General features: G+C 68.7%; 29 protein-coding genes. 10 read left to right on the top strand and 19 right to left on the bottom strand.

Annotated features, from left to right (window positions below; all coding sequences use genetic code 11):
- Window positions 1–58 precede the first annotated feature (58 nt).
- Together FB390_RS26930 and FB390_RS26925 are read right to left on the bottom strand one after the other, a co-directional pair.
- A complete protein-coding gene (locus FB390_RS26930; RefSeq protein ID WP_141812076.1) occupies window positions 59–2098 on the bottom strand; it encodes an MDR family MFS transporter in 2040 nt (679 codons plus the stop codon).
- Window positions 2099–2179: 81 nt separating this feature from the next.
- The gene (locus FB390_RS26925; RefSeq protein ID WP_141812075.1) at window positions 2180–2815 is read right to left on the bottom strand and encodes a TetR/AcrR family transcriptional regulator; all 636 of its coding nucleotides are present in this window, start codon (window positions 2813–2815) and stop codon (window positions 2180–2182) included.
- A gap of 117 nt (window positions 2816–2932) precedes the next feature.
- On the opposite strand from FB390_RS26925, the gene FB390_RS26920 reads away from it, so the two are divergent.
- Together FB390_RS26920 and FB390_RS26915 are read left to right on the top strand one after the other, a co-directional pair.
- Entirely contained in the window at window positions 2933–3199 is a 267-nt protein-coding gene (locus FB390_RS26920) for a hypothetical protein (RefSeq protein ID WP_141812074.1), read from the top strand.
- A gap of 136 nt (window positions 3200–3335) precedes the next feature.
- Entirely contained in the window at window positions 3336–4277 is a 942-nt protein-coding gene (locus FB390_RS26915) for a sigma-70 family RNA polymerase sigma factor (RefSeq protein ID WP_221639422.1), read from the top strand.
- Window positions 4278–4305: 28 nt separating this feature from the next.
- Here FB390_RS26915 and FB390_RS26910 read toward each other — a convergent pair whose 3' ends face one another.
- Window positions 4306–4938: a TetR/AcrR family transcriptional regulator gene (locus FB390_RS26910; protein ID WP_141812072.1), complete on the bottom strand. Its 633-nt coding sequence runs from the start codon at window positions 4936–4938 to the stop codon at window positions 4306–4308.
- A gap of 145 nt (window positions 4939–5083) precedes the next feature.
- Between FB390_RS26910 and FB390_RS26905 the strand changes: the two genes are divergently transcribed.
- The 3 genes from FB390_RS26905 to FB390_RS26895 all read left to right on the top strand — a co-directional run bounded on the left by FB390_RS26905 (window position 5084) and on the right by FB390_RS26895 (window position 6869).
- The gene (locus FB390_RS26905) at window positions 5084–5959 is read left to right on the top strand and encodes an oxidoreductase (protein WP_141812071.1); all 876 of its coding nucleotides are present in this window, start codon (window positions 5084–5086) and stop codon (window positions 5957–5959) included.
- 74 nt (window positions 5960–6033) lie between these two features.
- On the top strand, window positions 6034–6489 hold the full coding sequence (locus FB390_RS26900) for a transcriptional regulator (RefSeq protein ID WP_141812070.1): 456 nt from the start codon (window positions 6034–6036) through the stop codon (window positions 6487–6489).
- On the top strand, window positions 6486–6869 hold the full coding sequence (locus FB390_RS26895) for a DUF3817 domain-containing protein (protein ID WP_141812069.1): 384 nt from the start codon (window positions 6486–6488) through the stop codon (window positions 6867–6869). Before FB390_RS26900 ends, FB390_RS26895 begins: the two co-directional genes overlap by 4 nt.
- Before the next feature lie 19 nt (window positions 6870–6888).
- Here the strand turns inward: FB390_RS26895 and rdgB are convergent, their stop codons facing one another.
- The 10 genes from rdgB to clpS all read right to left on the bottom strand — a co-directional run bounded on the left by rdgB (window position 6889) and on the right by clpS (window position 13991).
- Window positions 6889–7500, bottom strand: coding sequence for an RdgB/HAM1 family non-canonical purine NTP pyrophosphatase (gene rdgB / locus FB390_RS26890; RefSeq protein WP_141812068.1), 612 nt, complete (start codon window positions 7498–7500; stop codon window positions 6889–6891).
- Window positions 7500–8273, bottom strand: coding sequence for a ribonuclease PH (gene rph / locus FB390_RS26885; RefSeq protein WP_141812067.1), 774 nt, complete (start codon window positions 8271–8273; stop codon window positions 7500–7502). The genes rdgB and rph overlap by 1 nt, the downstream gene beginning before the upstream one ends.
- A 55-nt stretch (window positions 8274–8328) precedes the next feature.
- Window positions 8329–9093 (bottom strand): cyclic nucleotide-degrading phosphodiesterase, encoded by a 765-nt coding sequence (locus FB390_RS26880; protein ID WP_141812066.1) that lies wholly within the window; start codon window positions 9091–9093, stop codon window positions 8329–8331.
- Window positions 9094–9297: 204 nt separating this feature from the next.
- A complete protein-coding gene (locus tag FB390_RS26875) occupies window positions 9298–10017 on the bottom strand; it encodes a rhomboid family intramembrane serine protease (protein WP_141812065.1) in 720 nt (239 codons plus the stop codon).
- A gap of 69 nt (window positions 10018–10086) precedes the next feature.
- Complete coding sequence (locus FB390_RS26870; protein WP_141812064.1) at window positions 10087–11049, bottom strand: PLP-dependent cysteine synthase family protein; 963 nt, start codon at window positions 11047–11049, stop codon at window positions 10087–10089.
- Window positions 11050–11053: 4 nt separating this feature from the next.
- A complete protein-coding gene (locus FB390_RS26865; RefSeq protein WP_141812063.1) occupies window positions 11054–11353 on the bottom strand; it encodes a MoaD/ThiS family protein in 300 nt (99 codons plus the stop codon).
- 32 nt (window positions 11354–11385) lie between these two features.
- Window positions 11386–11808, bottom strand: a complete 423-nt coding sequence (locus FB390_RS26860) for a M67 family metallopeptidase (protein WP_141812062.1) — start codon at window positions 11806–11808, stop codon at window positions 11386–11388.
- A gap of 186 nt (window positions 11809–11994) precedes the next feature.
- Window positions 11995–13053: a P1 family peptidase gene (locus FB390_RS26855; protein ID WP_141812061.1), complete on the bottom strand. Its 1059-nt coding sequence runs from the start codon at window positions 13051–13053 to the stop codon at window positions 11995–11997.
- A 2-nt stretch (window positions 13054–13055) separates the two neighbouring features.
- Window positions 13056–13625, bottom strand: coding sequence for an oxidative stress transcriptional regulator AosR (aosR, locus tag FB390_RS26850; protein ID WP_141812060.1), 570 nt, complete (start codon window positions 13623–13625; stop codon window positions 13056–13058).
- Between the two features lie 45 nt (window positions 13626–13670).
- The gene (clpS, locus tag FB390_RS26845) at window positions 13671–13991 is read right to left on the bottom strand and encodes an ATP-dependent Clp protease adapter ClpS (RefSeq protein ID WP_141812059.1); all 321 of its coding nucleotides are present in this window, start codon (window positions 13989–13991) and stop codon (window positions 13671–13673) included.
- Window positions 13992–14075: 84 nt separating this feature from the next.
- Between clpS and FB390_RS26840 the strand changes: the two genes are divergently transcribed.
- Complete coding sequence (locus FB390_RS26840; RefSeq protein ID WP_141812058.1) at window positions 14076–15389, top strand: nicotinate phosphoribosyltransferase; 1314 nt, start codon at window positions 14076–14078, stop codon at window positions 15387–15389.
- 148 nt (window positions 15390–15537) lie between these two features.
- Here FB390_RS26840 and FB390_RS26835 read toward each other — a convergent pair whose 3' ends face one another.
- Window positions 15538–15735 (bottom strand): hypothetical protein, encoded by a 198-nt coding sequence (locus FB390_RS26835; protein WP_141812057.1) that lies wholly within the window; start codon window positions 15733–15735, stop codon window positions 15538–15540.
- Between the two features lie 101 nt (window positions 15736–15836).
- Between FB390_RS26835 and FB390_RS26830 the strand changes: the two genes are divergently transcribed.
- The 4 genes from FB390_RS26830 (at window position 15837) to FB390_RS26815 (ending at window position 19967) form a co-directional block, all read left to right on the top strand.
- A complete protein-coding gene (locus tag FB390_RS26830) occupies window positions 15837–16403 on the top strand; it encodes a nicotinamidase (protein WP_141812056.1) in 567 nt (188 codons plus the stop codon).
- Between the two features lie 11 nt (window positions 16404–16414).
- Window positions 16415–16960 carry a DMP19 family protein gene (locus FB390_RS26825; protein ID WP_141812055.1) on the top strand — a complete coding sequence of 182 codons (546 nt, stop codon included), beginning with the start codon at window positions 16415–16417 and terminating at the stop codon, window positions 16958–16960.
- A gap of 32 nt (window positions 16961–16992) precedes the next feature.
- Window positions 16993–19041 carry an ATP-dependent DNA helicase gene (locus tag FB390_RS26820; protein ID WP_141812054.1) on the top strand — a complete coding sequence of 683 codons (2049 nt, stop codon included), beginning with the start codon at window positions 16993–16995 and terminating at the stop codon, window positions 19039–19041.
- Window positions 19042–19259: 218 nt separating this feature from the next.
- Window positions 19260–19967, top strand: coding sequence for a hypothetical protein (locus tag FB390_RS26815; RefSeq protein WP_246124389.1), 708 nt, complete (start codon window positions 19260–19262; stop codon window positions 19965–19967).
- A 70-nt stretch (window positions 19968–20037) separates the two neighbouring features.
- Here the strand turns inward: FB390_RS26815 and FB390_RS26810 are convergent, their stop codons facing one another.
- The 5 genes from FB390_RS26810 to FB390_RS26790 form a co-directional block, all read right to left on the bottom strand.
- The gene (locus FB390_RS26810) at window positions 20038–20805 is read right to left on the bottom strand and encodes an ESX secretion-associated protein EspG (protein ID WP_141812053.1); all 768 of its coding nucleotides are present in this window, start codon (window positions 20803–20805) and stop codon (window positions 20038–20040) included.
- Entirely contained in the window at window positions 20802–21839 is a 1038-nt protein-coding gene (locus tag FB390_RS26805; protein WP_141812052.1) for a hypothetical protein, read from the bottom strand. Before FB390_RS26805 ends, FB390_RS26810 begins: the two co-directional genes overlap by 4 nt.
- A gap of 309 nt (window positions 21840–22148) precedes the next feature.
- Complete coding sequence (locus tag FB390_RS26800) at window positions 22149–22565, bottom strand: hypothetical protein (RefSeq protein WP_141812051.1); 417 nt, start codon at window positions 22563–22565, stop codon at window positions 22149–22151.
- A gap of 96 nt (window positions 22566–22661) precedes the next feature.
- Window positions 22662–23270 (bottom strand): DUF3558 domain-containing protein, encoded by a 609-nt coding sequence (locus FB390_RS26795; RefSeq protein ID WP_141812050.1) that lies wholly within the window; start codon window positions 23268–23270, stop codon window positions 22662–22664.
- Window positions 23271–23396: 126 nt separating this feature from the next.
- On the bottom strand, window positions 23397–24007 hold a 611-nt coding region (locus tag FB390_RS26790), incomplete at its 5' end, for a hypothetical protein (RefSeq protein WP_221639421.1).

Genomic DNA, 24007 nt, shown 5'->3' with positions numbered 1-24007 from the left:
ATACGTAAGCGAGTATTCGTGCACAAGTGCCGGTGGCGTCTGCCTCCGCACACCTTCCTCAACCGACCGTGGCGGGTTCCACCTCGTCCAGGTGTTCCTCCAGAAGCTTGGCGGCGACGCTCATCAGGGCTTGGTCGAGGAGCGCGCGATCGGCGGGGTCGCGCTCGTCGCCGGTGTCGAGGCGCGCGCCGAGCCAGCGCCGCCACGCCGCCGTCACCCGATCGACTTCGGCCGAGCCGGTTTCGGTCAGGTACAGGGTGCCGTCGTCGGCGTCGACATAACCCGCGCCGATCACCTTCCGAAAGACCGGCTCGATCACCTCGACCGGCACCCGATGGGCGCGGGCGATGATCCCGAGCGTGGCAACGCCGCGAACCCTGTTGTGCAGGTATACCTGTCCCACCGCCCAGGCTTGGCCGCGGCTGAGCGGGCTGCCCGCGTCGGCCAGAATCGCCGGGAACACAGGGCCTTCCGCGCGCGCCTTGCGCATGGTCACCGCGACGGCGCGTTCCAGCAGACCCGCCCGGTCGCTGTTGTCGGGCACCGAAAAGCCCTCTCCCACATCGGAAGCGCCCGCGCGTGCGCTGTCACGCAACGGCACCTCCTTCAGGAACCAGGCCACCACGAACCCGGCGAGCGCGACCGGAACGACCCAGCGGAACACGTGGTCGATGGTCATGGCGTAGGCGTCGATGATCGGCGCGGCCTGCGCCGGTGGCAACGCGCGCAGCGCCTCCGGATTCGCCGCCACCTCGGGCGGCACCACCCGCACCTCGGCAAGCGCCCCGGCCAGATTCGGGGTGAGCTGGTTGGAGTACAGCGTGCCGAAGACGGCGGTGCCGAAAGCGCTACCGAGCGTGCGGAAGAAGGTGACGCCGGAGGTCGCGGTGCCCAGATCGGCGTAGGGCACGGTGTTCTGCACGACGATGGTCAGCACCTGCATGGCGAGACCGAGGCCGAGACCGAGGATCAGCATGTACAGCGATTCCTGCCAGACGCTGGTGTCGCGACCCATGGTCGACATCAGATACAGCCCCAGCGCCATCACGGCGGTGCCCGCGATCGGAAAGTACCGGTAACGCCCCGTCTGCCCGACCACCTGACCGGACAGGATCGAGGTGAAGAACAGCCCGGCCACCAGCGGCAGCGTGCGCACGCCGGACATGGTGGCCGAAATGCCGTCCACGTATTGGAGATACGCGGGCAGGTAGGTCATCGAGCCGAGCATGGCGAACCCGACGATGAAACTGAGGATCGAGCACACCGTGAAGACGTTGCCGCGGAACAGGCGCATGGGCAGCATCGGCTCGGCGGCCCGCAACTCGACCGCGACGAACGCCGCGAGCAGGAGCACCGCCGCGACGAACAGCCCGATGACCTGCCAAGAGCCCCAGGGGTATTCCTGCCCGCCCCACTCCAGACCGAGGATCAGGCTTGATACGCCGAGAGCGACCAGGCCGATGCCCGCGTAGTCGATGATCGGCTTGGCCGCGACCTTGACGCGCGGAATGGTGCGCGCCGCCAATGCGATCATGACGATCGCCACCGGCACATTGACGTAGAAGCACCAGCGCCAGCTGGCGTGGTCGGTGAACAGGCCACCCAGCGTCGGCCCGATCACCGTCGTGACGCCGAATACCGCGCCGAGCGCGCCCTGGTATTTGCCGCGGTCGCGCAACGGAATCGTGTCGGCGATGAGCGCCATCGAGGTGACCATCAAGCCGCCGGCGCCGACGCCCTGGACGCCGCGCGCGACGATCAGCAGCAGCATGCCGTTGGCCAGACCGGCCAGCATCGAGCCCGCGATGAAGATCAGCGCGCTGAGCTGGAAGATCAGTTTGCGTCCGAACAGATCGCCGAGCTTGCCCGCCAGCGCGGTGGCCACCGCCTCGGCGAGCAGATAAGAGGTGACCACCCAGGCCATATGCCCGGCGCCGCCGAGGTCGGCGACGATGGTGGGCAGGGCCGTGGAGACGATGGTCTGGTCCAGTGCGGCCATCAGCATGCCGAGCACGATGGTGGCGAAGATGACGTTGGTCCGCCCGCGACCGATCGGCTCCCGGCTGGACTCCTCGGCAACAGCGACTGCACCGGTCATCGTGCCAGTATGGTCCGACGGTCACCGGGTGGCGGGCCAGCGACACGGCAGCGAACGGCGCCGCCGGGCCCGCCTCGCGCGTTATTCGGCGCGCACGGCGTAGTCGCCCAAGCTCGGTTCCAGCGCGTCGAAGGCCACTTGGATGTACCCGGTCAGCGCCGCGGCGATCTGGTCGTTCGATTCGCCCGCGAGGGTGCGTCTCATGGTCTCCTCGAACAGCACCCGGTGCACGCCGCCGAGCTGGGCGGCGGCCACTCGCGGCGCGATATCGTCTTGTGCGGCAGCGGTTTCCGCGGCCAGCGCGCGGGCAAGCGCCGCCTCCCTTTCCTCGTGGAACTCGCGCAAGCGCGCGAGCAGCGCGGGGCTCTCGGCGATCATCCTGGCGAACTCGGGACCGGAGAAGCCGACCACCGGATCCCGCTCGGCGGCCGCGGTGCGATAGGCGCGTCGCAGTGCGGCCAGCGCGGACTGGCCCGCCTCGCGCTCGCGCACGGTCCGAGCGAGCTGGTCGACGAAGACCTCGCCGAGATCGAGGGCGAGGTCTTCCTTGCGCGGGAAGTAGTTGGTCACCGTCATCTTGGCGACGTCGGCCGCGGCCGCGACGTCGGCGATCGTCACCTTGTCGAATCCGCGCTCCAGGAACAGCAGCGTCGCCTGGTGGGAGATGTTCTCGCGCGTCTGCTGCTTCTTGCGCGCACGAAGTCCCTGTTCGGTCATGTCGGGAGCGTATCCGATCCCATCATAAATTTGTAGTTGACATATTTTTAGGTCTGATCTAAGTTTGTCTTCGCCGCCCGAGAAGACGGCACGAACCGAGAAGGAGACCCCCTGCGCATGACCCACGGCCCCCAGACCGCAGCCCCGATCCGCACCAGCCAGACCGACCGCAAGGGAGCAGCCACCGTGGCCGACATCGACACCGCGCACCTCGAGACCGCGATCCGCCGACACCTCGGCGCCGCGCCGATCCGCACCGGCAAGCCGCCGATCACCGGATCGCACAACCTCTTCCACGGCGGACCCGCCCGCCACGGCGGCGTCCAGCGGGCGCAGACCCATCGGGGCAAGCCGCGCCGTCCGCTGCGCATCCCGGGTCGCTGAGCGAAACCCGCCCGGCAATCCCACGGCGGCGGGCCGCGCGCGAACCGCACGGCCCGCCGCCACGGTCCGGCGACCCGACGTTGCCGAACTGCCGCCGACCCCGGACCGCCTCCTCGCTCGACCGAAAGGACCACCCGTGCCCCACTCCGCCACCGCCACCCTCACCGAAGACCCGGTGCGGGACTACCTGCGCCACATCGGTCGCACCCCGCTGCTCACCTCCGGCGAGGAGGTTGCCCTCGCCGTCCGCATCGAGGCGGGCGTGCTCGCGCAGCAGCGTCTCGACGAAAGCGCCGACGCCGGAATCGAACTCACGCCCGCCGAGCGCCGCGAGCTGCGCCGCGCCGCCGCCGACGGGCTCTGCGCCAAGGACCACATGATCCGGGCCAACCTGCGCCTGGTGGTCTCGATCGCCAAGCGCTATCCGACGCCGACCGGGATGTCCCTGCTGGACCTGGTGCAGGAGGGCACCTTCGGCCTGATCCGCGCGGTGGAGAAATTCGATCACCGGCTCGGCCTGAAGCTGTCCACCTACGCCACCTGGTGGATTCGCCAGTCCATCGGCCGCGCACTCGCCGATCAGGGCCGCACCATTCGCATTCCGGTGCACGTCGTCGAGGTGCTCAACCGGATCAACCGCACCCGGCGCACGCTCGCCCAGCGACTTGGCCGCGAGGCCACCGCGGCGGAGGTGGCCGCGGAGCTGGAGATGCCGGTCGCCCAGGTCGAGGAGGTGCTTCGGCACGGGCGCGAGCCGATGTCGCTGCACACCCCGGTCGGCGACGGGGAGACCGAGTTCGGCGGGCTGATCCCCGACGACGCCCCCGACCCGGCCGACGTGGTCGCGGCGAACATGCTGCGCGGCAGGCTGGACACGGTGCTCGCCACGCTCACCGACCGGGAACGGGAAGTGATCCTGCTTCGCTTCGGATTGGACCGCGGCGAGGGCCGCACGCTCGAGCAGGTGGGCACCGCGCTCGGCGTCTCCCGCGAGCGGGTCCGTCAGCTCGAGGCGAAGGCGATGGGCAAGCTGCGTCAGCCCACGCGCGCGCGTCGCCTGGAGGGCCTGCTCACGTGATGCGGTGACGAACGAGTTCCGGTGGCGCTCACGGGCTTTCGATCAACGCGATCGCCACCGGAACCAGCAGCTCGACGAGAGCCGACACCGGCGGCCGCGGATCGCAGAGCAGCCACTCGTGGGTGAGTCCGTTGATCGCGCCGATCAGCGCGCTCGCCGCTAGACCGGGACCACCGCGGATGTGGCCGCCGGGCGCGACGCGCGGCACCACGGCCGATTCGAGCACGGCGGCCCAGGCGTGCCTGCGTTCGCGCCGGTGCCGCTCCATCCGATCGCTGACCCCGACCACTTCGATGAAGGCCACCTTGGCGCGGTACGGGTCGGCGCCGAGCGAGCCGAGGTAGGCCGTGAGCACGGCGGTCAGCGCGGCGCGCGGGTCCCACCGAGGGTCGAGGGTCGCCAGTGCGCCGCCCACGGCGGCGACGGCGTCGTCCTGGATGCGGTCGTAGGCCGCGGCGAGCACGTCCTCCCTGGTCTCGAACTCTTCGTAGAACTGCCGCTTGGAGAGCCCGGCGGCGGCGCACACGTCGGCGAGCGAGCATTCCGTGTACCCGCGTTCGGCGAAGAGGCGCGTCGCCGCCTCCAGGAACCGCAGCCGCCGTTCGGCCTTGCGCTCGGCGACGGCGCGCCCGCCGTATTGCCTCCCCACCGTGGTCGTCACGTCTTCACCGTAGCGAACCCCATAAGGTGTGGACGTCACCGAATCCCGGCGCGGCAATGCCCGTGCAACTGTCTGGGCCGATATTCTCCCCAGCGGGTGTGCGCGCTTCCTTCCCTCCGAACTTACTCCAGAGTAAGGTTGGCCCATGGCGTGGAAACCTACCGAACTCCCGGACCAGACCGGGCGCACTTTTGTCATCACCGGCGCGAACGGCGGCCTCGGCGCGGAGACCACCAAGGTGCTGGCCGCCAAAGGCGCGACCGTCGTGATGGCCTGCCGCAATGCCGCTAAAGCCGAGGAGGTGGCCGCCGCGATCCCCGGTGACGTCCGGGTCGCCGCGCTCGATCTCGCCGACCTGTCCTCGGTGCGCGCGTTCGCCGAGCGGTCCGACGAGTTCGACGTGCTCGTGAACAACGCGGGCCTGATGAACATCCCGTTCTCCCGGACCGCGGACGGCTTCGAGACCCAGTTCGGCGTCAACCATCTCGGTCACTTCGCGCTGACCGGCCTGTTGCTCGATCGCATCCGGGACCGGGTGGTCACGCTCGCGAGCATCGCGCACAAGCAGACACCGAAACTGTGGATCGACGACCTCAACTACGAGAACCGCCGCTACCAGCGCAATCTCGCGTACGCGCAAGCAAAGCTGGCGAACCTGATGTTCGCGCGGGAGTTGCAGCGCCGCCTCGCCGAGTCCGGCTCGAAGAAGCGCTCGTACGCGGTGCACCCGGGTGTCTCGGCCACCGACCTGTTCGCCAGGACGGAGACGCCGCTCGACCGGGTCAGCAAGCCGTTCATCCGCCTGATCGGGCACGCGCCCGCCAAGGCCGCCCACTCGACACTGTTCGCCGCCGGGATGCCTGACCCCGATCCCGACATCTACTGGGGTCCGACCCGGTTGTTCGGCAGCCAGGGACCGGTCCAGCCCTCGCCGTCTTCCAAGCTGTCGAAGAACCCCGAATTGCAGCGCCGGCTCTGGACGGAATCCGAGCGGATGACCGGGGTCACGTACAAGTTCTGAGGCGCGCGCGGCGGGGAGTGCCGAGCGTCGACCTGCTCCTACGCACCCTGTAGTAGACGGGTACCGTAGTAGGCGTGTCCGCTTCTCCCCGCCGCTCGGCACACAATCGCCCGGCCCTGATCGTGCTGGTGGTCGTGGCCGCCCTCGCCTGCCTGGCGCTCGGCTGGTGGCAGTGGGAACGATTCGAGTCCTCCAGCGGAACCGGCCAGAACCTCGGATACGCGCTGCAGTGGCCCCTGTTCGCGGGTTTCGCGGTGTTCGCCTACTTCCGGTTCGTGCGACTGGAGACCGAGGCCGAGGAGCAGCACACGCCGAGCGCCGCGCCGCAGCGGACGGAGACCGTGCGGAAGGCCGCGCCCCGGGAGATTCCGGCAGGCATCCTGCCGGAGCGTCCGAAGGCCGCGCGCGACGACGACCCGGTGCTCGCCGAATACAACAGGTACCTGGCGTCGCTGAACTCCAAGGAGCTCGACGACCAGGTTCGCGAGGCGGGCTTGGACACCCGCGATACCGAGAGGAGCGCCGGTTGAGCGCCAGCGAGAACGAGACCACCGTCGCCACCGAGCCCCAGACCGCTCCCGCGCAGGCCAAGACGGCGAACACCGCCAAGATCGCCTCGGCGCTGCTGCGCTACCGGGTGCTCGCCTGGACCACCGGTCTGTGGCTGCTGCTGCTCACCGGCGAGATGATCGCCAAGTACGGCTTCGACGCCAACCCGCCCAGCTGGATCGCGGTCGTGCACGGCTGGGTGTACTTCATCTACCTGATCGCCACCGCCGACCTCGCGGTCAAGGTGCGCTGGCCGATCGGCCGCACCATCGGCACCCTCATCGCGGGCACCGTCCCGCTGCTGTCGTTCTTCGTCGAACACGCCAACGCCAAGCAGGTCAAGAACGACTTCGGCGTCTGATCGCCGCGGCCCCCAGTGGCTAGTCCTCGGCGAGCGCTGCCAGCGCGGGCAGCAACTGCCGCAGCGCCCGGCCGCGGTGCGAGGCGGCGTCCTTCTCCGCGGGCGTGAGCTGAGCGGCCGAGACCGACCCGCCGTCCGGAACGAAAAGTGGGTCGTAGCCGAAACCGCCCTCCCCCACCGGTTTCCGCGCGATCGTGCCAGGCCATTCGCCCCGCACCACGAGTTCTGTGCCGTCCGGCACCACCAGCGCGCAGGTCGAGACGAAGCGCCCGCCGCGCCGCTCGTCGGGGACGTCGCTCAGCTGAGCCAGCAGCAGCGCGTTGTTGGCGGCGTCGTCGCCGTGCCTGCCCGCCCAGCGGGCCGAGAGCACGCCGGGCATGCCGTTGAGCGCGTCCACCTCGATACCGGAATCGTCGGCGACACAGGGCAATCCGGTGGCGGCCGCGCCGTCGCGGGCCTTGGCCAGCGCGTTCTCCTCGAAGGTCGCGCCGGTCTCGGGCGCCTCGTCGTAGGCGGGCACGTCGTCCAGGCCGACGATCTCGACCCCGGCGACGCCCGCCTCGTCCAGGATGCGGCGCAGTTCCTTCAGCTTCTTGGCATTGCGGCTGGCGACCAGAACGCGGCGGCTCATCACTTCTTCTTCGACGTCTCGACCGGCTCGGGCAGCAGTCCGGGGTACGGCAGCGCCAGCGCCTCCTTCTGCACCGTGAACAGCTGCTCGCAGCCGGCCAGCGCCGCGTCGAGGAGCTTGTCCAGGGTGGAGCGCGGGAAGGTGGCGCCCTCGCCGGTGCCCTGGATCTCCACCAGGGTTCCGGTGTCGGTGGCGACCACGTTCATGTCGACTTCGGCGCGCGAATCCTCTTCGTAGGGCAGATCCAGCCGCACCCGTCCGTCGACGACGCCGACGCTCACCGCGGCGATAGCGCACGAGATGGGCTGCGGATCGGCCAAGCCGCCGGAGGCGCCGAGCCAGGTCACCGCGTCGGCGAGTGCCACGTACGCGCCGGTGATGGCCGCGGTGCGGGTGCCGCCGTCGGCCTGGAGCACGTCGCAGTCGATGGCGATGGTGTTCTCGCCGATCGCCGCCAGGTCGATGCAGGCGCGTAGCGAGCGGCCGATCAGCCTGCTGATCTCCTGGGTGCGCCCACCGACCTTGCCCTTCACCGACTCACGACCGGAGCGGGTGTGGGTGGCCGCGGGCAGCATCGCGTACTCGGCGGTGAGCCAGCCGAGTCCGGAATCGCGCCGCCACGGCGGCACGCTCTCGGTGACGCTCGCCGTGCACATCACCCGGGTCTGACCGAACTCCACCAGCACCGAACCGGCTGGATGCGTGGTGAATCCACGGGTGATCCGTACCTCGCGGAGTTCATCGTCCGCCCTGCCATCGGCTCGTCTCGACACGGGGCCAGCCTAGTGGACGACTACCACGCGCTCCGACCGCAACCCCGGCGACCCGTCAGATGTCGAAGGTCTCCCCCGGCGCGACGGCGTGCACCGGGCCGGTGAACTCGGCCTTGGCCTCCGCGATGACGTCCTCGCGCGAGGTCCACGGCGGAATGTGGGTCAGCAGCAGTTCCTTCACGCCCGCGCGCGCCGCGATCTGACCCGCCTCGGTGCCCGAAAGGTGGATGCCCGGTGGACGATTCGCCGGATCGTGGGTCCAGGAAGCCTCCGACATGAGGACGTCGGCGCCCTGCGCGAGCTCCTGCACGGCGTCGCACATCGCGGTGTCGCCGGTGTAGACGAAGGTGCGGTCCGCCTTGGTGGTGATACGCAGACCATAGGACTCCGGCGGGTGGTACATCCGTCGCGCGACGACGGTGTGGCCAGGGCCGAACTCGATCGGCTCGTCCTCGACCCACGGCCGCATGTCGATCACGTCGGACCAGTCGTCGCATTCGCCGCCGACCTCGGCCGAGGCGTTGCCGATGCGCAGCGCGGCGTCGGAGGGGCCGCGCACGATGGCCCGGCCGACCGGCGGGGTCGGGTGGTAGCGCCGCCACACCAGCAGACCGGGCAGGTCGAGGCAGTGGTCCGCGTGCAGGTGGGTCAGGAGGACGTCGACCTCACCGGGATCGGCGTAGCGCTGCAACGCGCCGAGCACGCCCGGGCCGAAATCGATGACGGTCGGATTCATATCCGGGCCGGTCAGCAGGTATCCCGACGCTGGGGAGTCCGGGCCGGACACACTGCCCGAGCACCCGAGGACGGTAAGGCGCATGCCCTCATGCTGCCACGACGAATTCTCGGTCACGAAATGGTCCCCCAAAATCTCCGACGGGCTGCGCTCTCACCGTGGTGAGCCAAGGATCCCCGCTCGATCCTTCCTACGGCGTCGACGTCCATTGTCAGAGCGTACCCAGCCGCAGGGCGGCTCACGCAGCACCCGCGAAATCACGGTTACACCAAAAGATTCCGGGTGGTCTCAGGCGACCGCGGGCGGCACGGCGCGCCGTTGCCGCGGCGCGAGCAACCACGCCGCGACGACACCGCCGATCGCGCCGAAAAGGTGCCCCTGCCAAGAGATTCCGTTCTGCCCGGGCAGCACGCCCCAGAGCAGCGAGCCGTACAGCACCAAGACGACGAGCCCGAGCACGATCTGCCCGACGCTGCGGGTGAACCAGCCGCGCAGGATGAGGAAGGTGAGCCACCCGAAGACCAGCGAAGAGGCACCGATGTGCACGGTGCCGTCGGCGCCGGTGAGCCAGGTGCCCACCCCAGCGACCACCCAGATGAGCGCCGTCGCCGCCAGTCCGCGTCCGATCCCCGCCGCCAGGACGAGGAAGCCGAGCACGAGCACCGGCACGGTATTGCCGATCAGGTGATCCCAGCCGCCGTGCAGCACCGGAGCCCAGAGAATGCCCCACAGGCCGTCCGCCTCGCGCGGTTCGATGCCCGCTCGGTCGAGCTCGCTGCTGTCGACGGCGTCCACGCCCTCGATGGCGTACAGCAGCAGGACGAACCCGGCGATCAGCGCGCCTGCCCGCAGCCAGAGTTGCCTCAGCGCCGCGAAGTCGCCCGCTCGCCGGGCGGGCTGCGGTCGCGTCGGCGCCGCACCCGGCGTCACCGTGCCGGGATCACCCAGCCGCGCCCGCAAGGCCGCGATGCGATCCGGGTCGAACGAGGGCCCGAGTCCGCCGGTCATGGCAACCTCCTGATCGATGCCACAGCTCGTCCTTCGAGCGTACCGACGCGGAGCCGCCGACCCGGCCGCTCAAGCCCAGAGCTGGCCTTCCAGCCGCTCCTCCGCTTCTTCCAGCGTGCCGTCGTATGCGCCGGTCGACAGGTACTTCCAGCCGCCGTCGGCGACCACGAACGCGATGTCGGCGCGCGTCCCCGCCTTGAGCGCCTTGCGGGCGACGCCGAGCGCCGCGTGCAGGATGGCGCCGGTCGAGACGCCCGCGAAAATGCCCTCCTCGAGCACCAATTCGCGGGTGCGCTTGACCGCGTCGAACGGGCCGACCGAGAAGCGGGTGGTCAGCACGGTCTCGTCGTACAGCTCGGGGATGAAGCCCTCGTCGATGTTGCGCAGGCCGTAGACGAGTTCGCCGTATCGCGGTTCGGCAGCGACGATTTCGATGTTCGGGACCTTCTCGCGCAGGAAGCGCCCTGTCCCCATCAGCGTGCCCGTGGTGCCGAGACCCGCGACGAAATGCGTGATCTCGGGCAGGTCCGCGAGCAGCTCTGGTCCGGTGGTCTCGTAGTGGGCCAGCGCGTTGGCGGGATTGCCGTACTGGTAGAGCATCACCCAGTCGGGGTTGGCCGCGGCGATCTCCTTCGCCTTGGCCACCGCCTGGTTGGAGCCGCCCGCCGCGGGCGAATCGATGATCTCCGCACCGAACATGGTGAGCAGCTGACGCCGCTCCACCGAGGTGTTCTCCGGCATCACGCACACCAGCCGGTAGCCCTTGAGCTTGGCCGCCATGGCCAGCGAGATGCCGGTGTTGCCGCTGGTGGGTTCGAGGATGGTGCAGCCGGGCCGCAGCAGACCGTCGGCCTCGGCCTGCTCGATCATGCGCAGGGCGGGGCGGTCCTTGATCGACCCGGTGGGGTTGCGATCCTCCAGCTTGGCCCACAGCCGCACGTGATTCTCGCCGTCCCACTGCGGGGACAGCGTGCGCAGGCCGACCAGCGGGGTGTTGCCGAGGGTCGCGATCAGCGATTCATAGCGGGCCACGGATTCAGCTGATCCGGTCGACGTGCGTCCGCGCGCCACCGGCGACTGCGGGCAGGATGGTGACGCTCGCGCCCGCGGGCACCTCGGCGGCCAGACCACCGGAGAAGCGGACGTCCTCGTCGTCGACGTAGATGTTGACGAAGCGGTTCAGCTTGCCGTCCTTCAGCAGGCGCTCGGCAAGGCCGGGGTGGTTGGCGTCGAGGTTGTCGATCAGCGCGGACAGGGTCGCGCCCTCGGCCTGCACGCGCTTCTCGCCTCCGGTGAGGCCGCGCATGATGGTCGGGATGGACACGGTTACCGACATGGGTACTCCTCGGTTTTCGTCAGGGCTCGGGGTCAGGCGGTCTCGTAGGAGGCGACGATCCGCACCGGTTCCTCGGTGACCTCGCCGTCCAGGATCCGGTAGCTGCGCAGCTCGTGCTGTTCGGGGTCGCGGGTCGAGACCAGCACGTAGTGCGCGTTGGGCTCGGACGCGTAGGAGATGTCCGTGCGGCTGGGGTAGGCCTCGGTGGCGGTGTGCGAGTGGTAGATCACCACCGGCTCCTCGTCGGCCGCGTCCATCTCGCGCCACACCTTCAGCTGTTCGCCGGAATCGAAGCGGTAGAAGGTCGGCGAGCGTTCGGCGTTGACCATCGCGATGAATCGCTCCGGCCGATCGGATCCCTCCGGGCCCGCGATGACCCCGCAGGCCTCGTCGGGGTGGTCGGCGCGGGCGTGCGCCACCATCGCCTCCACGAGGTCGGCTCTGATCACCAGCACTAGTCGAACCCTTCCGCATATCTTCGCCGACCGGTCACAGCCGACAACGAGCCAGAATATTCGCCTATTCCCGCCGCCTCGTCCCCCGGTCCTCGTTTCCCGGATTCGCCGGAGCACAGGTTCTGGTCAGCGGTACGGCGTGTCGCACGGCGAGTCGTTGTGTGGCAGGGCGGAAGGCGCGCGGGGTCAGTCCAGGAACAGTTCGGTGTAGGTGGGGATGCCCGCGACGGGAGTGGCGGTGCGGATGGCGTCGACGATGGCGCGTTCGACGCACAGCGCGGCGGCGGTGCAGAGGGCGTCGAGGAGCAGCAGGTCGGCCGGGAAGGCGGGCGGGAGCGGGACGGCCGGGATCCGAGCGGTCCCGGTGGACACGGCGAACAAGGTGTCGCCGTCGAGCGGGGAGTGCGCGGGCCGGATCGCGCGGGCGAGTCCGTCGTGCGCGGTGGCCGCCATGCGGCGGCATGCGGCTGGTTCCAGCGGCGCGTCGGTGGCGACCACGCCGATCGTGGTGTTGAGGACCGTGCCTTTCACCGGCAACGCGTTCGCCCTTGCCAATCGCTCCGGACTGGCCGGACGCAGACCGAACCGCTCGGGTCCGTCGGTGCCGACACCCCACGGCAGACCGGTGCGCGGATCGAACACCGACCCGACCGGGTTGGCGACCACCAGCGCGGCGACGGTGACGCCCGCGGCCGGACCGTCGCCGAGCACCAGACTCGCGCTGCCGATACCGCCCTTGATCGATCCGGCGCGCGCGCCGACGCCCGCGCCGACCGAACCGCGCTCGAAATCGGCGGACGCCGCGGCGGCGGCGCGGTAGCCGAACTCGGCGGTCGGCCGGGCGTACCAGTCGCCGACCGGGAGATCGAAGATCACCGCGCCCGGCACGATCGGCACCACGCGGTCGGCGTCCTCGGGGTCCATCGGAATGCCTTCGCCGTGCTCCTCCAGCCACCGCATGACGCCGTCGGCGGCGGCCAAGCCGTAGGCGCTGCCGCCGGTGAGCAGGATGGAATGGACCTGGCGAACGGTGTTGGCCGGGTCGAGCAGATCGGTCTCCCGGGTGCCGGGTCCGCCGCCGCGCACGTCGACGGAGGCGACCGCACCGCCCGGCGCGCGCACCACCGTGCAGCCGGTGGCCGAGCCGGATCCGAGGGTGGCGTCGGGGTCGAGGGCGTGATGGTGGCCGACGAGGAGACCGGCGACGTCGGTGAGCGAATCGCGTGGGCCAGGGACCGCGTTCATGGTCAGGGCGCGAGCGCCTGGAGAAGGGTGTCCTGCATCCAGGTCAGCCAGTGGTAGACGTCCAAGTGCGGACCGCGCGGATCATCGGGATCCAGATGGTCGGGCGTGTCGGCCTCGATCCCCAGCACGGTGCCCAGCGCGAGCCGGACGTCGGTGAGCGCGGTGAGCCACGCGTCGGCTTGTTCCGGAGTGAGCACGATCTTGCCGCCGTCCGGCGGGACGGTGTCGAGCACCACCGAGCCCGCGGCCAGCTTGCTGTCGATGATCTCCGGCTCGTGCAGGCCGCGCAGGGCGCTGTTCAGGTCGGCGCGCTCGGCGTCGGGGGAACCCGGCTCGGCGCGATGAAAGTCCGGCAGCAGCCGCAACAGCCTGGGATCGTCCGGCGGGGCCGTGTTGCCCGTGCGCAGGCCGGTGAGCGCGGCCAGTTCGTCCTCGGGCGCGGACTGCGATCGCTCGGCCAGCAGCCCGGACACCGCGCCTACCAGGGAGCGCAGTACCCCGGCCTCTCTCGCGTCCATTTCGGTCCGCAATTTGAGGCCGCTCAGCGAGTTCTTGCGGCTCCACTTACGCACCGCGCCTGCTCCGTTCACGCACGAGCGCCAGGGTAGTCGTACCGATCAGTCGTCCCGCTGCATGGTCGCCCACAGGCCTGCCGCGTGCAGTCGACGGACGTCGTGCTCCATTTTGTCGCGCGATCCGGACGACACCACAGCCTTCCCTTCGTTGTGCACCTGCAGCATCAATTCGGTCGCCTTGGCTTTGGTGTACCCGAAAAGCTTCTGGAAAATGTAGGTGACGTAGTGCATCAAGTTGACCGGGTCATCCCACACCACGGTCACCCACGGACGGTCCTCCGCCTCCAGGATCTCGGTGTACTCGACCGCTTCCGGAGTCGCCTGTGCCGCCGACAGTGTCGAGTTCGTTTCGCACAAGCTCATAACGTCCAGGGTACGACTCGACTCCGGAGATACAACACCCGCGCACCGCCCGCCCCGCGAGTCCCGCTGGCTACAGTGGCCGGTGTGGACCACCGCGACGGCGTCGCCAGCACCGCGCTGCTGACCGACCAGTACGAACTCACCATGCTGGCCGCCGCGCTCGCCGACGGCTCCGCGCATCGCACGTGCACCTTCGAAGTATTCGCCAGGCGCTTGCCACACGGCCGCCGCTACGGCGTCGTCGCCGGAACCGGACGTTTGCTCGACGCGCTCGCGGACTTCCGGTTCGGCGAATCGGAGCTGGCGATCGTCGCCGAATTCCTGGACGAGCGGACCCTGAACTGGCTGCGCGACTATCGGTTCACCGGCGACATCGACGGCTACGCCGAGGGCGAGCTGTATTTTCCGGGTTCGCCGGTCCTTTCGGTGCGCGGCAGCTTCGCCGAGTGTGTCCTGCTGGAGACGCTGGTCCTTTCGATCCTCAACCACGACAGCGCGATCGCCTCGGCAGCGGCGCGCATGGTGAGCGCCGCCGCGGGCCGCAGGATGATCGAGATGGGTTCGCGGCGCACCCACGAACTGGCCGCGCCCGCGGCGGCGAGGGCCGCCTATCTCGCGGGCTTCGACGCCACCTCGAACCTGGAAGCGGTGCGCCGCTACGGACTGCCTGGCGCGGGCACCAGCGCGCACGCCTTCACGCTGTTGCACAGCGGCGCCGACGGTGCGCACGAGGCCGCCGCCTTCCGCAGCCAGGTGCAGACGCTCGGCGTCGGCACCACCCTGCTGGTCGACACCTTCGACATCACCAGGGGCGTGGCCGCCGCGATCGAGGTCGCGGGCACCGAACTGGGTGGTGTCCGTATCGATTCCGGTGATCTGGGCGTGCTGGCCAGGCAGGTGCGCGATCAGCTCGACCGGCTCGGCGCGAAGAAGACCCGCATCATCGTCTCTGGCGATCTGGACGAGAACGCGATCGCCGCCCTGCGCGCCGAACCCGTCGACGTGTACGGCGTCGGCACCGCGCTCGTCACCGGATCGGGTGCGCCGACGGCGGGCATGGTCTACAAGCTGGTGGAAGTGGACGGGCTGCCGGTCGCCAAGCGCAGCAGCCACAAGGAGTCGCGCGGCGGCACCAAGAAAGCCGTTCGGCTGGCGCGCGACACCGGCACCGTCGTCGAGGAGATCGTCTATCCGGCGAGCGGTCCCGCGCCCGCGTCCGGGGAGTTCGAGGCGCGGCAGTTGCTGGTCCCGCTGGTGCGGGACGGCAAAGTCGTCGACGGGCTGCCGACCTTGGCCGAGGCGCGCGCGCTGGTGTCCAGCGGGCTGATCAGCCTGCCGTGGGAAGGCCTCAAGCTCTCCGACGGCGAGCCCGCCATTCCGACGACGTTCGTGGGCTGATCAGACTTCCGCGAGCCGATCAGGGTTGCGCCGAGCTGGCCAATGCTCCGCACCGACCCGAGGTGACCTTCACCGTGTCAGGCGCGGTGAAGGTCACCTTGGGTCCGGTTGGCGCGCCGGCTGGGGAGCGGCGGCGGTTGCCGGGTGATCAGCGCTTCGCGGCGGTGAACGTGGCGAGCAGCAAGACGATCAGCGCCGCGATTACGCCGACCAGGATTCCACCGGCCGCGACGACGGCCCATTCGAGACCGCTCGGCCAGTCTCCGTTCATGGCCAGCGACGCGGCGGTGTAACCCGCGCCGGACCCGATGCCTATCCCGGCGCACCTCTTCACTACAGGGCTCATGATTCCTCCGTACGAACCGAATTCGCCGCGTGAGACGAGGCGGCAAGAGGTAATCACCGGCGGGGTAGTCTTCGTTTACATCACGCGAAAGGTGTCATGAGATGAACCGGGCGTTGATCATCGTCGACGTGCAGAACGACTTCTGCGAAGGCGGTTCGCTGGCCGTGGACGGTGGCGCCGCGGTCGCCGACCGCATCAGCGACCACGCGGCCACCAGCGATTACGCCGCCGTCGTCGCGACCCGCGACTATCACGTCGACCCGGGCCCGCACTTCTCCGCCGACCCGGACTTCGTGGACAGCTGGCCCCCGCACTGCCGGGCGGGCACTCCCGGCGCCGACTTCCACCCGAATCTGGACACCGCGCCGATCCAGGCGGTCTTCTCCAAGGGCGAATACTCCGCCGCCTATTCGGGTTTCGAGGGCGCGACCGCCGAGGGCGTCATCCTCGCCGAGTGGCTGCGCGAACACGACATCGACACCGTCGACGTGGTCGGCATCGCCACCGATCACTGCGTACGCGCCACCGCGCTGGACGCCAGGTCGGCCGGATTCCAGACACGCGTGCTGCTCGGGCTGACCGCGGGGGTGGCGCCTGCGACGACCGGCAAGGCCATCGACGAGATGCGGACCGCGGGCATCGAGATCGCCGGGGAGCTGCCGGTCTAAGGTCCACCCCCGTGGATTACCGATTTCCGGCGAGCGCTCGCGCCGCCGTCGCCCGTGCGCTCGCCGATGCCGACGACATCGCCCGCGCCGCGGATATCGTCTTCTGGTCCAACCCGGCGACCGAGGAATTGCGCGCCGATCCGGTCCGTCACCGCACCGCGCTGCCGCCCGCCTTCGCCAACCTGATGGTGCTCGCAGCGCTGGACGACCACGTCGGCGAAGGCGGCTTCGGTCACTACCTCGCGCGGCGAGCCGACGAACTCCCCTGGCTCCCCGGCGCGCTGCGGGCCGCGGGTATGCCGGGGCTCGCGGCAGCGGTGGTGGTCGCCGGATACGAGGCGCTCGCGGAATCGCACGACGACGCCGAACTGGATCGGCTCTGGGACGACGAGTACGCCGTGCTCGACAACCCCGACCAGATCAGGCAGCCGCCGGACAGCTCTCGGAAGAACCGTGCGGACGCGCTCTACGACGCCAACGAGCCCGCCGATTTCCAGCAACGCGTGCTGGAGTACGCACGCGCCAACCTGGACGACTTCGTCCGGCCCGACCGGTGAACCGTGTCGGTGGCGAGCAGTAGGCTGCACGCGTGCCCGAACTCCCTCCAGTCTCCGATCTTTTGGCCACCGCCGTGCGCGCGCTCGGCGGCAAGGAGCGGGCCGGGCAGGTGACGATGGCGGCGGCCGTCGACCACGCGATCGACACCAAGGAACACCTGGCCGTGCAGGCCGGGACGGGCACCGGCAAGTCGCTGGCCTACCTGGTGCCGAGCCTGCGGCACGCGGTGCGCACCGGGCGCACGGTGGTGGTGTCGACCGCGACGATCGCGCTACAGCGCCAGCTGGTCGACCGGGACCTCCCCCGCCTCGCCGAGGCGCTGGCCAAGCCGCTCGGCCGTCCGGCCCGCTTCGCGATTCTCAAGGGCCGCAACAACTATCTGTGCCTCAACAAGATCAACAGCGCCATTCCCGACGAGCCCGCCGAAGCGGAGCTGTTCGACGCGTTCGCCATCTCCCGCCTCGGCCGCGAGGTGCAGCGCCTCAACGACTGGGCTTCCAACACCGAGACCGGCGATCGCGACGAACTCGCGCCGGGCGTGACCGACCGTGCCTGGCGCCAGGTCAGCGTGTCCTCGCGGGAGTGCCTGGGCAAATCACGCTGCCCGTTCGGCCAGGACTGCTACGCCGAGCGCGCCCGCGCCGAGTCGGCACAGGCCGACGTGGTGGTGACCAACCACGCGCTGCTCGCCATCGATGCCATCAGTGGCATCCAGGTGCTGCCCGAACACGATGTCGTCGTCATCGACGAAGCGCACGAGCTCGTCGACAGGGTCACCGGGGTGGCCACCGCCGAGCTGGCGCCGACCGCGATCAGCGCCGCCGCCCGCCGCTGCGCCAAGCTCATCGACGAACGCGAGCTGGACCGGCTCGAAGGGGCGGCCGAGGCCTGGCACGAGGTACTCGACGCGTTGCCGCCCGCCCGCTGGGACACGATGCCCGACGGTGTCGCGCAGGTGCTGGCCCTGGTGCGCGATGCCGCGTGGAACGCCCGCACCGAGCTCGCGCCGCCCGGCAGCAGCACCGCGCAGGGCGATCCCGACACGGCGGCCGCCCGCACCCTGGCGGTTGCCGCGATCGATGAGGTGCACGACAGCGCCGTCCGCGCGCTCACCGCGTTCGACGAACCCGATCCGGCGTCCCGGCGCGACGTCATCTGGCTGGCGGCCGAGGACGCGCGCGGCGGCGTGCCGCGCAAGACGCTGCGCATGGCGCCGCTGTCGGTGGGCGGGCTGCTGCGCTCGCGGCTGTTCGGCACCGCCACCGTCGTGCTGACGTCGGCCACCCTGCAAATCGGCGGATCCTTCGACGGGCTCGCGGTCACCTGGGGCCTGCCCGCGCAGTCCGCGAACCGCCCCGACACCGGGACGGCCAACGGCGCGCAAGCGCCGTCCGACACCGAAACCGTGCGCTGGAGTTCGCTCGACGTCGGCTCCCCCTTCGACCACGCCAAGTCGGGCATCCTCTACGTCGCCAAGCATCTGCCGCCGCCGGGCCGCGACGGCCTGCCGCCCGCCTACCTCGACGAGATCGAGCGCCTGATCGACGCGGCGGGCGGACGCACCCTGGGCCTGTTCTCCTCCATGCGCGCCGCCCGCGCCGCCACCGACGCGCTGCGCGACCGCTTGAGCACCCCGGTGCTGTGCCAGGGCGAGGATTCGACGGGCGCGCTGGTGCGCAAGTTCGCCGACGATCCGGAGACCTCACTGTTCGGCACCCTGTCGCTGTGGCAGGGCGTCGACGTGCCCGGTCCGTCGCTGAGTCTGGTGATCCTGGACCGCATTCCGTTCCCACGGCCCGACGACCCGCTGCTCGCGGCCCGGCAGCGCGCGGTCGAATCCCGCGGCGGCAACGGCTTTCTCACCGTCGCGGCCAATCACGCGGCGCTGTTGCTCGCCCAGGGCACCGGCAGGCTGCTGCGCAGTGTGGACGACCGCGGCGTCGTCGCGATCCTCGACTCCCGGTTGGCCACCGCGCGCTACGGGGGTTATCTGCGGGCGACGCTCCCGCCGTACTGGGAGACCGCGGACCCCGAGGTGGTCGTGAAGGCGCTGAAACGGCTTACGGCGAGCGCAATCTGACGGCACGCAACCAAACTGTGATACCGCTCACAAACAGCCGACGTTGATTCCGCGTGGAAGTAAATTGGTCGGTGGTACTTCGGTGAACCCCAATTCCCGCACCGAATGTATCGGCGATCCCCGCGCCAAGCCCTGCACGCGGCGCGGGGATATCGCCAAAATTCCCGTCCGGCGCAAATTCGGTCTCGTGCTACCTCGGCGTATGAGACGGTTTCCAGATGAAGCACCCCACCGAAACCGACGCCCTCGGTGAATTCTTGATCAGCGCAAGATCTTTGGCCGAGTATCGCGCCATCTTCGAACTCACCGACACCGACCTGCGCGGCCGCCGCGTACTCGACTGTCCCGGCGGCGCAGCGAGTTTCGCCGCCGAAGCCGCCGCGCTCGGCGCCCGGGTCACCGCCGCCGACCCCATCTACGCCAGACCCGCCGCCGAACTGCGCGAGCTCGCCCGCTCCGAGACCGAACGCGGAAGTGCTTACGCCGGAGCACATCAAGGCCGCTACCGCTGGGACTTCTACGACGACCCGGACCACCTCCAGGCCGTCAGGCTGTCCGCCGCAACTCGCTTCGGCACCGACCTCACCGCTCACCCGGACCGCTACGTCGCCGCCCAGCTACCGGCACTCCCTTTCCACGACAACAGCTTCGACCTCACCCTGAGCTCCCACCTGCTCTTCACCTACGCCGACCGCCTCGACGCCGACTTCCACCTCGCCGCCCTACTCGAGTTCTCCCGCGTCACCCACGGCGAAACCCGCCTCTATCCCCTCGTCGACCACACCGGCCGCCACCAAGACGACCTCGTCGCCCACCTCCGAAACGAACTCCACGACAAGGGAATCCCAACCACCCTCCGCCCCACCCACTACGAATTCCACCACGGGGCTACCACGATGCTCGTCCTTCAGCCGAACCAGAATTGACCGCTGCCGAACGAATCCGCTCGATTCGGCCGGTGGGTGTCGAGCCTGCTGGATCACCGATTGGCGGACCTCACCAGCGACGGGCGACCGGGCGGTGTGTCGACTCGATCAGGGTGGTCAACTGACGCTCGATCTCCTCGGGGCCACCGGGCGTGACGGTGAAATCCTCACCGCCCTGGTGATAGAGCAGGTACCTGCCGTCCGCGGGAAGGTAATCCAGCCAATGGAACCCACGGCCGTCGTTCGTCGGCCTGCTGTCGTACGCCGCGCCCCGATAGACGGTGATCTCTCCGAGACCGGACCGGGGACGCCGCAGAATGCGGTTCAATTCCTCGGTGTGGGACAAGCGGGTCGGGTGCTGCGCGTAATCCATGCGGCCCAGATCGGAGCGGCGTCCCCGGATCGGGGAATGCCGACCTTCCGCGCATCTCGGTAGATTGGCCACGATATGCCGAGGGACGGCTCGAGCGGGACAGTGCCAGAGCAGCACGTCGCGGCCGTACTGCTGGGTCGGCCCCGGCAACTGAACCGCGACGGTCGCCCAATCACCGTCCACGCCTGCGTGTATGCGAACGACCTGAGCGAAATCGCGCCCGAAGAAGCCGTGCACTTCGACGCGGACTTGCGGCTCGAGCAGTAGTTGCAACGCGCCGTGCAGGCGATGATCGGCGATCCGGCCGAGTCGCTGCCCGGCTTCGGCGCGCGCACGTAGGTAGTCGTCGTGCGCCTCGACGCCCTCGACCGTGTAGCGCAACGGATACGGCAGCCGGTCACGCCCGAACGCCTCCAGCGCCAGCTGGAACATGAAACCATCCAGACGCCAATGGTTTTCGTTCATCCGCCGATCACTCCACCCGGCGGAAGCGCGGGCGGCTGAGACCCGAGCAATTCGTCTCCATGGTCGTAGATCAAATAGTCGGGCGTCTTGTGTTCATCGTCGTCGTCACCCTTGCCGCGAGCCGTCGGCGCACCCATGCCGGGCATACCCGGCCGACCGCTGCCCGCCGGGCGGCTATTGGCCAACCCGCCCGACGGCCCCGACTGCCCCGGCACGTTCCCACCCGGCACCGACCGCCCGGGCGACGGGATCGTCGGCACACCCGGCCCGGGAGCCCCCGGGCCCGGGCCCGGCCCAGAAGGCGTCGGCAGACCCGTATTCGGCAGCTTGGTGTCGGGAACCGTCGCGGCGGGCGTGGTGGAGGCCGGCGTGGTCGAGGTGGGAGTCGTCGGAGTCGTGCTCTGCGGAGTCGTGCTCTGCGGGTCGTCCGTCGTCGGGTACTCGGGGGTTTCCGTGTCCGTCGGGTCGTCGGTGCCCGGATCACCCGGTCCTGGTCCCGGGCCGGGACCAGGACCTGGACCGGGGCCCGGACCAGGTCCGGGGATTACCGGTTCGTCCTTCTTGTCGTCGACCTTGCTCTTCGGCTCGGGCAGGATCGGCGTGTACGGGTCCACTTCGTCCACGACCCCGGGCTGATACACCCGATCCATGAAGTCGCGCACCCGATTCTCGGCTTCGTCGGCGCGGTACTGGGCGCTCTTGAAAACCCCGTTGCCGGGAATGTGACCGATCACTTGATCGACGAACGACAGGCTGTGCGGCTCGTCGACGGTCTGCTGCGCCTGGGTCAGATACCCCTCGGTGAGATCGAGCCCGCGGGCGACCATGTTGAAAGTGACGATCAGCTTCTTCATCTCGTCCGCGTAGGACTTGGTGGATTCGACGACCGCGTTGGCGGTCTTTCCCTCCATGAAGTCGTCGATGTCGCGTTGCACGCCGGTGGAGAAGTCGTTGACGAGGCGTTCGGCTTCGCGAACCATGTCGCGCCAACTGTTGGCGGCCTCGTTGATCTCGGGTTGGTTGACGCCCTTCAAGTGGTTATAGATCCACTCGTGAGACTGAGAAAGGAACGATTCCTTCTTGTCTCCCACTATGACTCGGTCCGCGTATCGACCCTCGTACTGTGACTGCAGATCCGACCATGTCTTGTTGACGAACTGCCGATCGGTATCCCATTGATTCTGAGCTTTGGACTGCCGATCATTGAAGTTCTCTTCTTGCGTCTGAGCCTCGGAACGCGCGTGGAAGAAGTTGTACACGTGGCGCCCAACTGCAATCGGCGGAACGCCATAGCTAGCGATGTTGGCCAACCACTCGTGCGGAGGAGTACCCATTACGTCTGCTTAAACATCCATGTTGTTGAACTGACCGGCGTTTGCTTGATCAGTGTCCGAAAGCTTGCGAATCGACAAGGCGTAGGTATCGCGCATCAACGTGACGAGATCGATGTGCTTCTTCAACTGATTAACCGCAGAGTCGGAGTCGTTGACTGCCTTGTTCTCGAATTTCGCTTGCAATGCCTCGGCGGAGGGCAAAGTTCCGAAGCCGCCGATCCGGCCCAATTGCTTCGCGGTTACCAGAAGCACCCCTTCGAGACCGTCCAGCATGGTCTGAGCACGTCCGCGCAACGCGTCACCGATCTGCGCATCCATCCGAAACTCGCCGGACTCAGCCTTTTGCTTGTACTGCTGCCACTGCGCGAGCGCACCCTCCATAGAACTCGCGTTCTGCGTGACTGCAGGGTCATTCCCGTCTGCCATCAGACACCCCCTCAGACGATCCGGACCATGGACCACAAACGAATCGACTGGCCCCGACAACGCCTTGTGGCCAGCCGAAACCGACAAAAATAAGCATCATTTCGGCAAGAACGGCTCGAAATACCGCATATGCCGAATCGCCAAATCACAGGGTGGGGATTGCGGCAACGACTGACGTTCGCCGTATCGCCAGTGGATTCCCAACTCGAACATTCCCTGCGCAGCAGGAACGCTCACATAGCAACTCAGCTTGTCGGGGTCGTTCTTCTCGGTAGACGTCAGCCCAGCGCGTGATCCGATGACCACGTCGTCCAGGATCAAATTCTGCTCATTCGACCGACGCTCGGCAACCGTGCGGCGGGTCGAAAAGATACCGACGGCGTACGGCCCCTCGGTTGATCGCCAGTTACAGATCTTCCACCATCCCATTGGATCGCCACTGTCCACATCGACGTGCTTCGTCGCAGGATCCAACTTGTCCCCCCGCAACACCTCATCCGACAGATCCGTACACGGATTGAACAGCGGAACCGACTCGTTGTGGGAGACAGGACTACTCCCCTCCTCCGTCGCGTTTCCGCCAACGGTCGACGTGCAACCCGCCAGCACAGAACTCACCGCGGCCATACCAACAGCCAGACGCACCGCGAACCTCTTCGACATCCCCATGGCCCGCATACCCCTCCTGACATCCAGCGCCGACAAGCCCTCACAGGATAGGACGCAACAGAATCCCCCTCGGTTCCCACTCGGGCCCGGTCAGCTTATCCGACGGCGACCAAGCGCCCAACAGCTCAGCAGAGCTGGCGCCTCTCCCCACCACTGCACTGATCACGGCCTGTCGGGATCCGCACCGAGCGGAGGGTGATAGCGCGGATCTTGTTCGATCGCCGCACGGAAGCGAGGGTGAGCTTGGACGAAGGCGAACCTCTCGTCATAGATGGGTCGGTAGGTCACCCGCTGAACACTCTTGTTGAACAGGTGAACGACCAGAACCAGACCCAGAAGCGAACCTGGGAACAGTGCGAGTACCAGCGGGGCGAGCAGAGGATCGATGTTCGCCACGCTGACTATCACCACGGCGACGAGATTGACGGCCATCAGAAGCAGCAGCGAACGGGCGAGCCAGCGGTACCGCCGGGCGGTGCGAACGCATCGGTCACAGACGGGCCAATCTCCGACGACGATCGTCGAAACAGGCGAGATGCCAAATCTTGTCGGCGACACGAGTGTCTTGGCCATGTCTCGCGGCAAGTTCGAGCTATGGAAGCGAGGATGCAGGTCGGTGTCGTAAAAGCAGGCTCGCACCGCGCTTCGGGACACCGCCGGGCGACCATGCCCGGGGCACACGTCGGGCAAAGGTTGCGCGATTTCCAATTCGAGCGGTTCAACGCGTAGCGGCCGGTCCGTTTTCATCCACTGGGCTTGGGTGTTCGGCAAGG

It is taken from the genome of Nocardia bhagyanarayanae (genome assembly GCF_006716565.1).
Classification (GTDB): domain Bacteria; phylum Actinomycetota; class Actinomycetes; order Mycobacteriales; family Mycobacteriaceae; genus Nocardia; species Nocardia bhagyanarayanae.
Note: the sequence above shows the minus strand (reverse complement) of the source record. Positions and strands in the feature narration are given on the sequence as shown.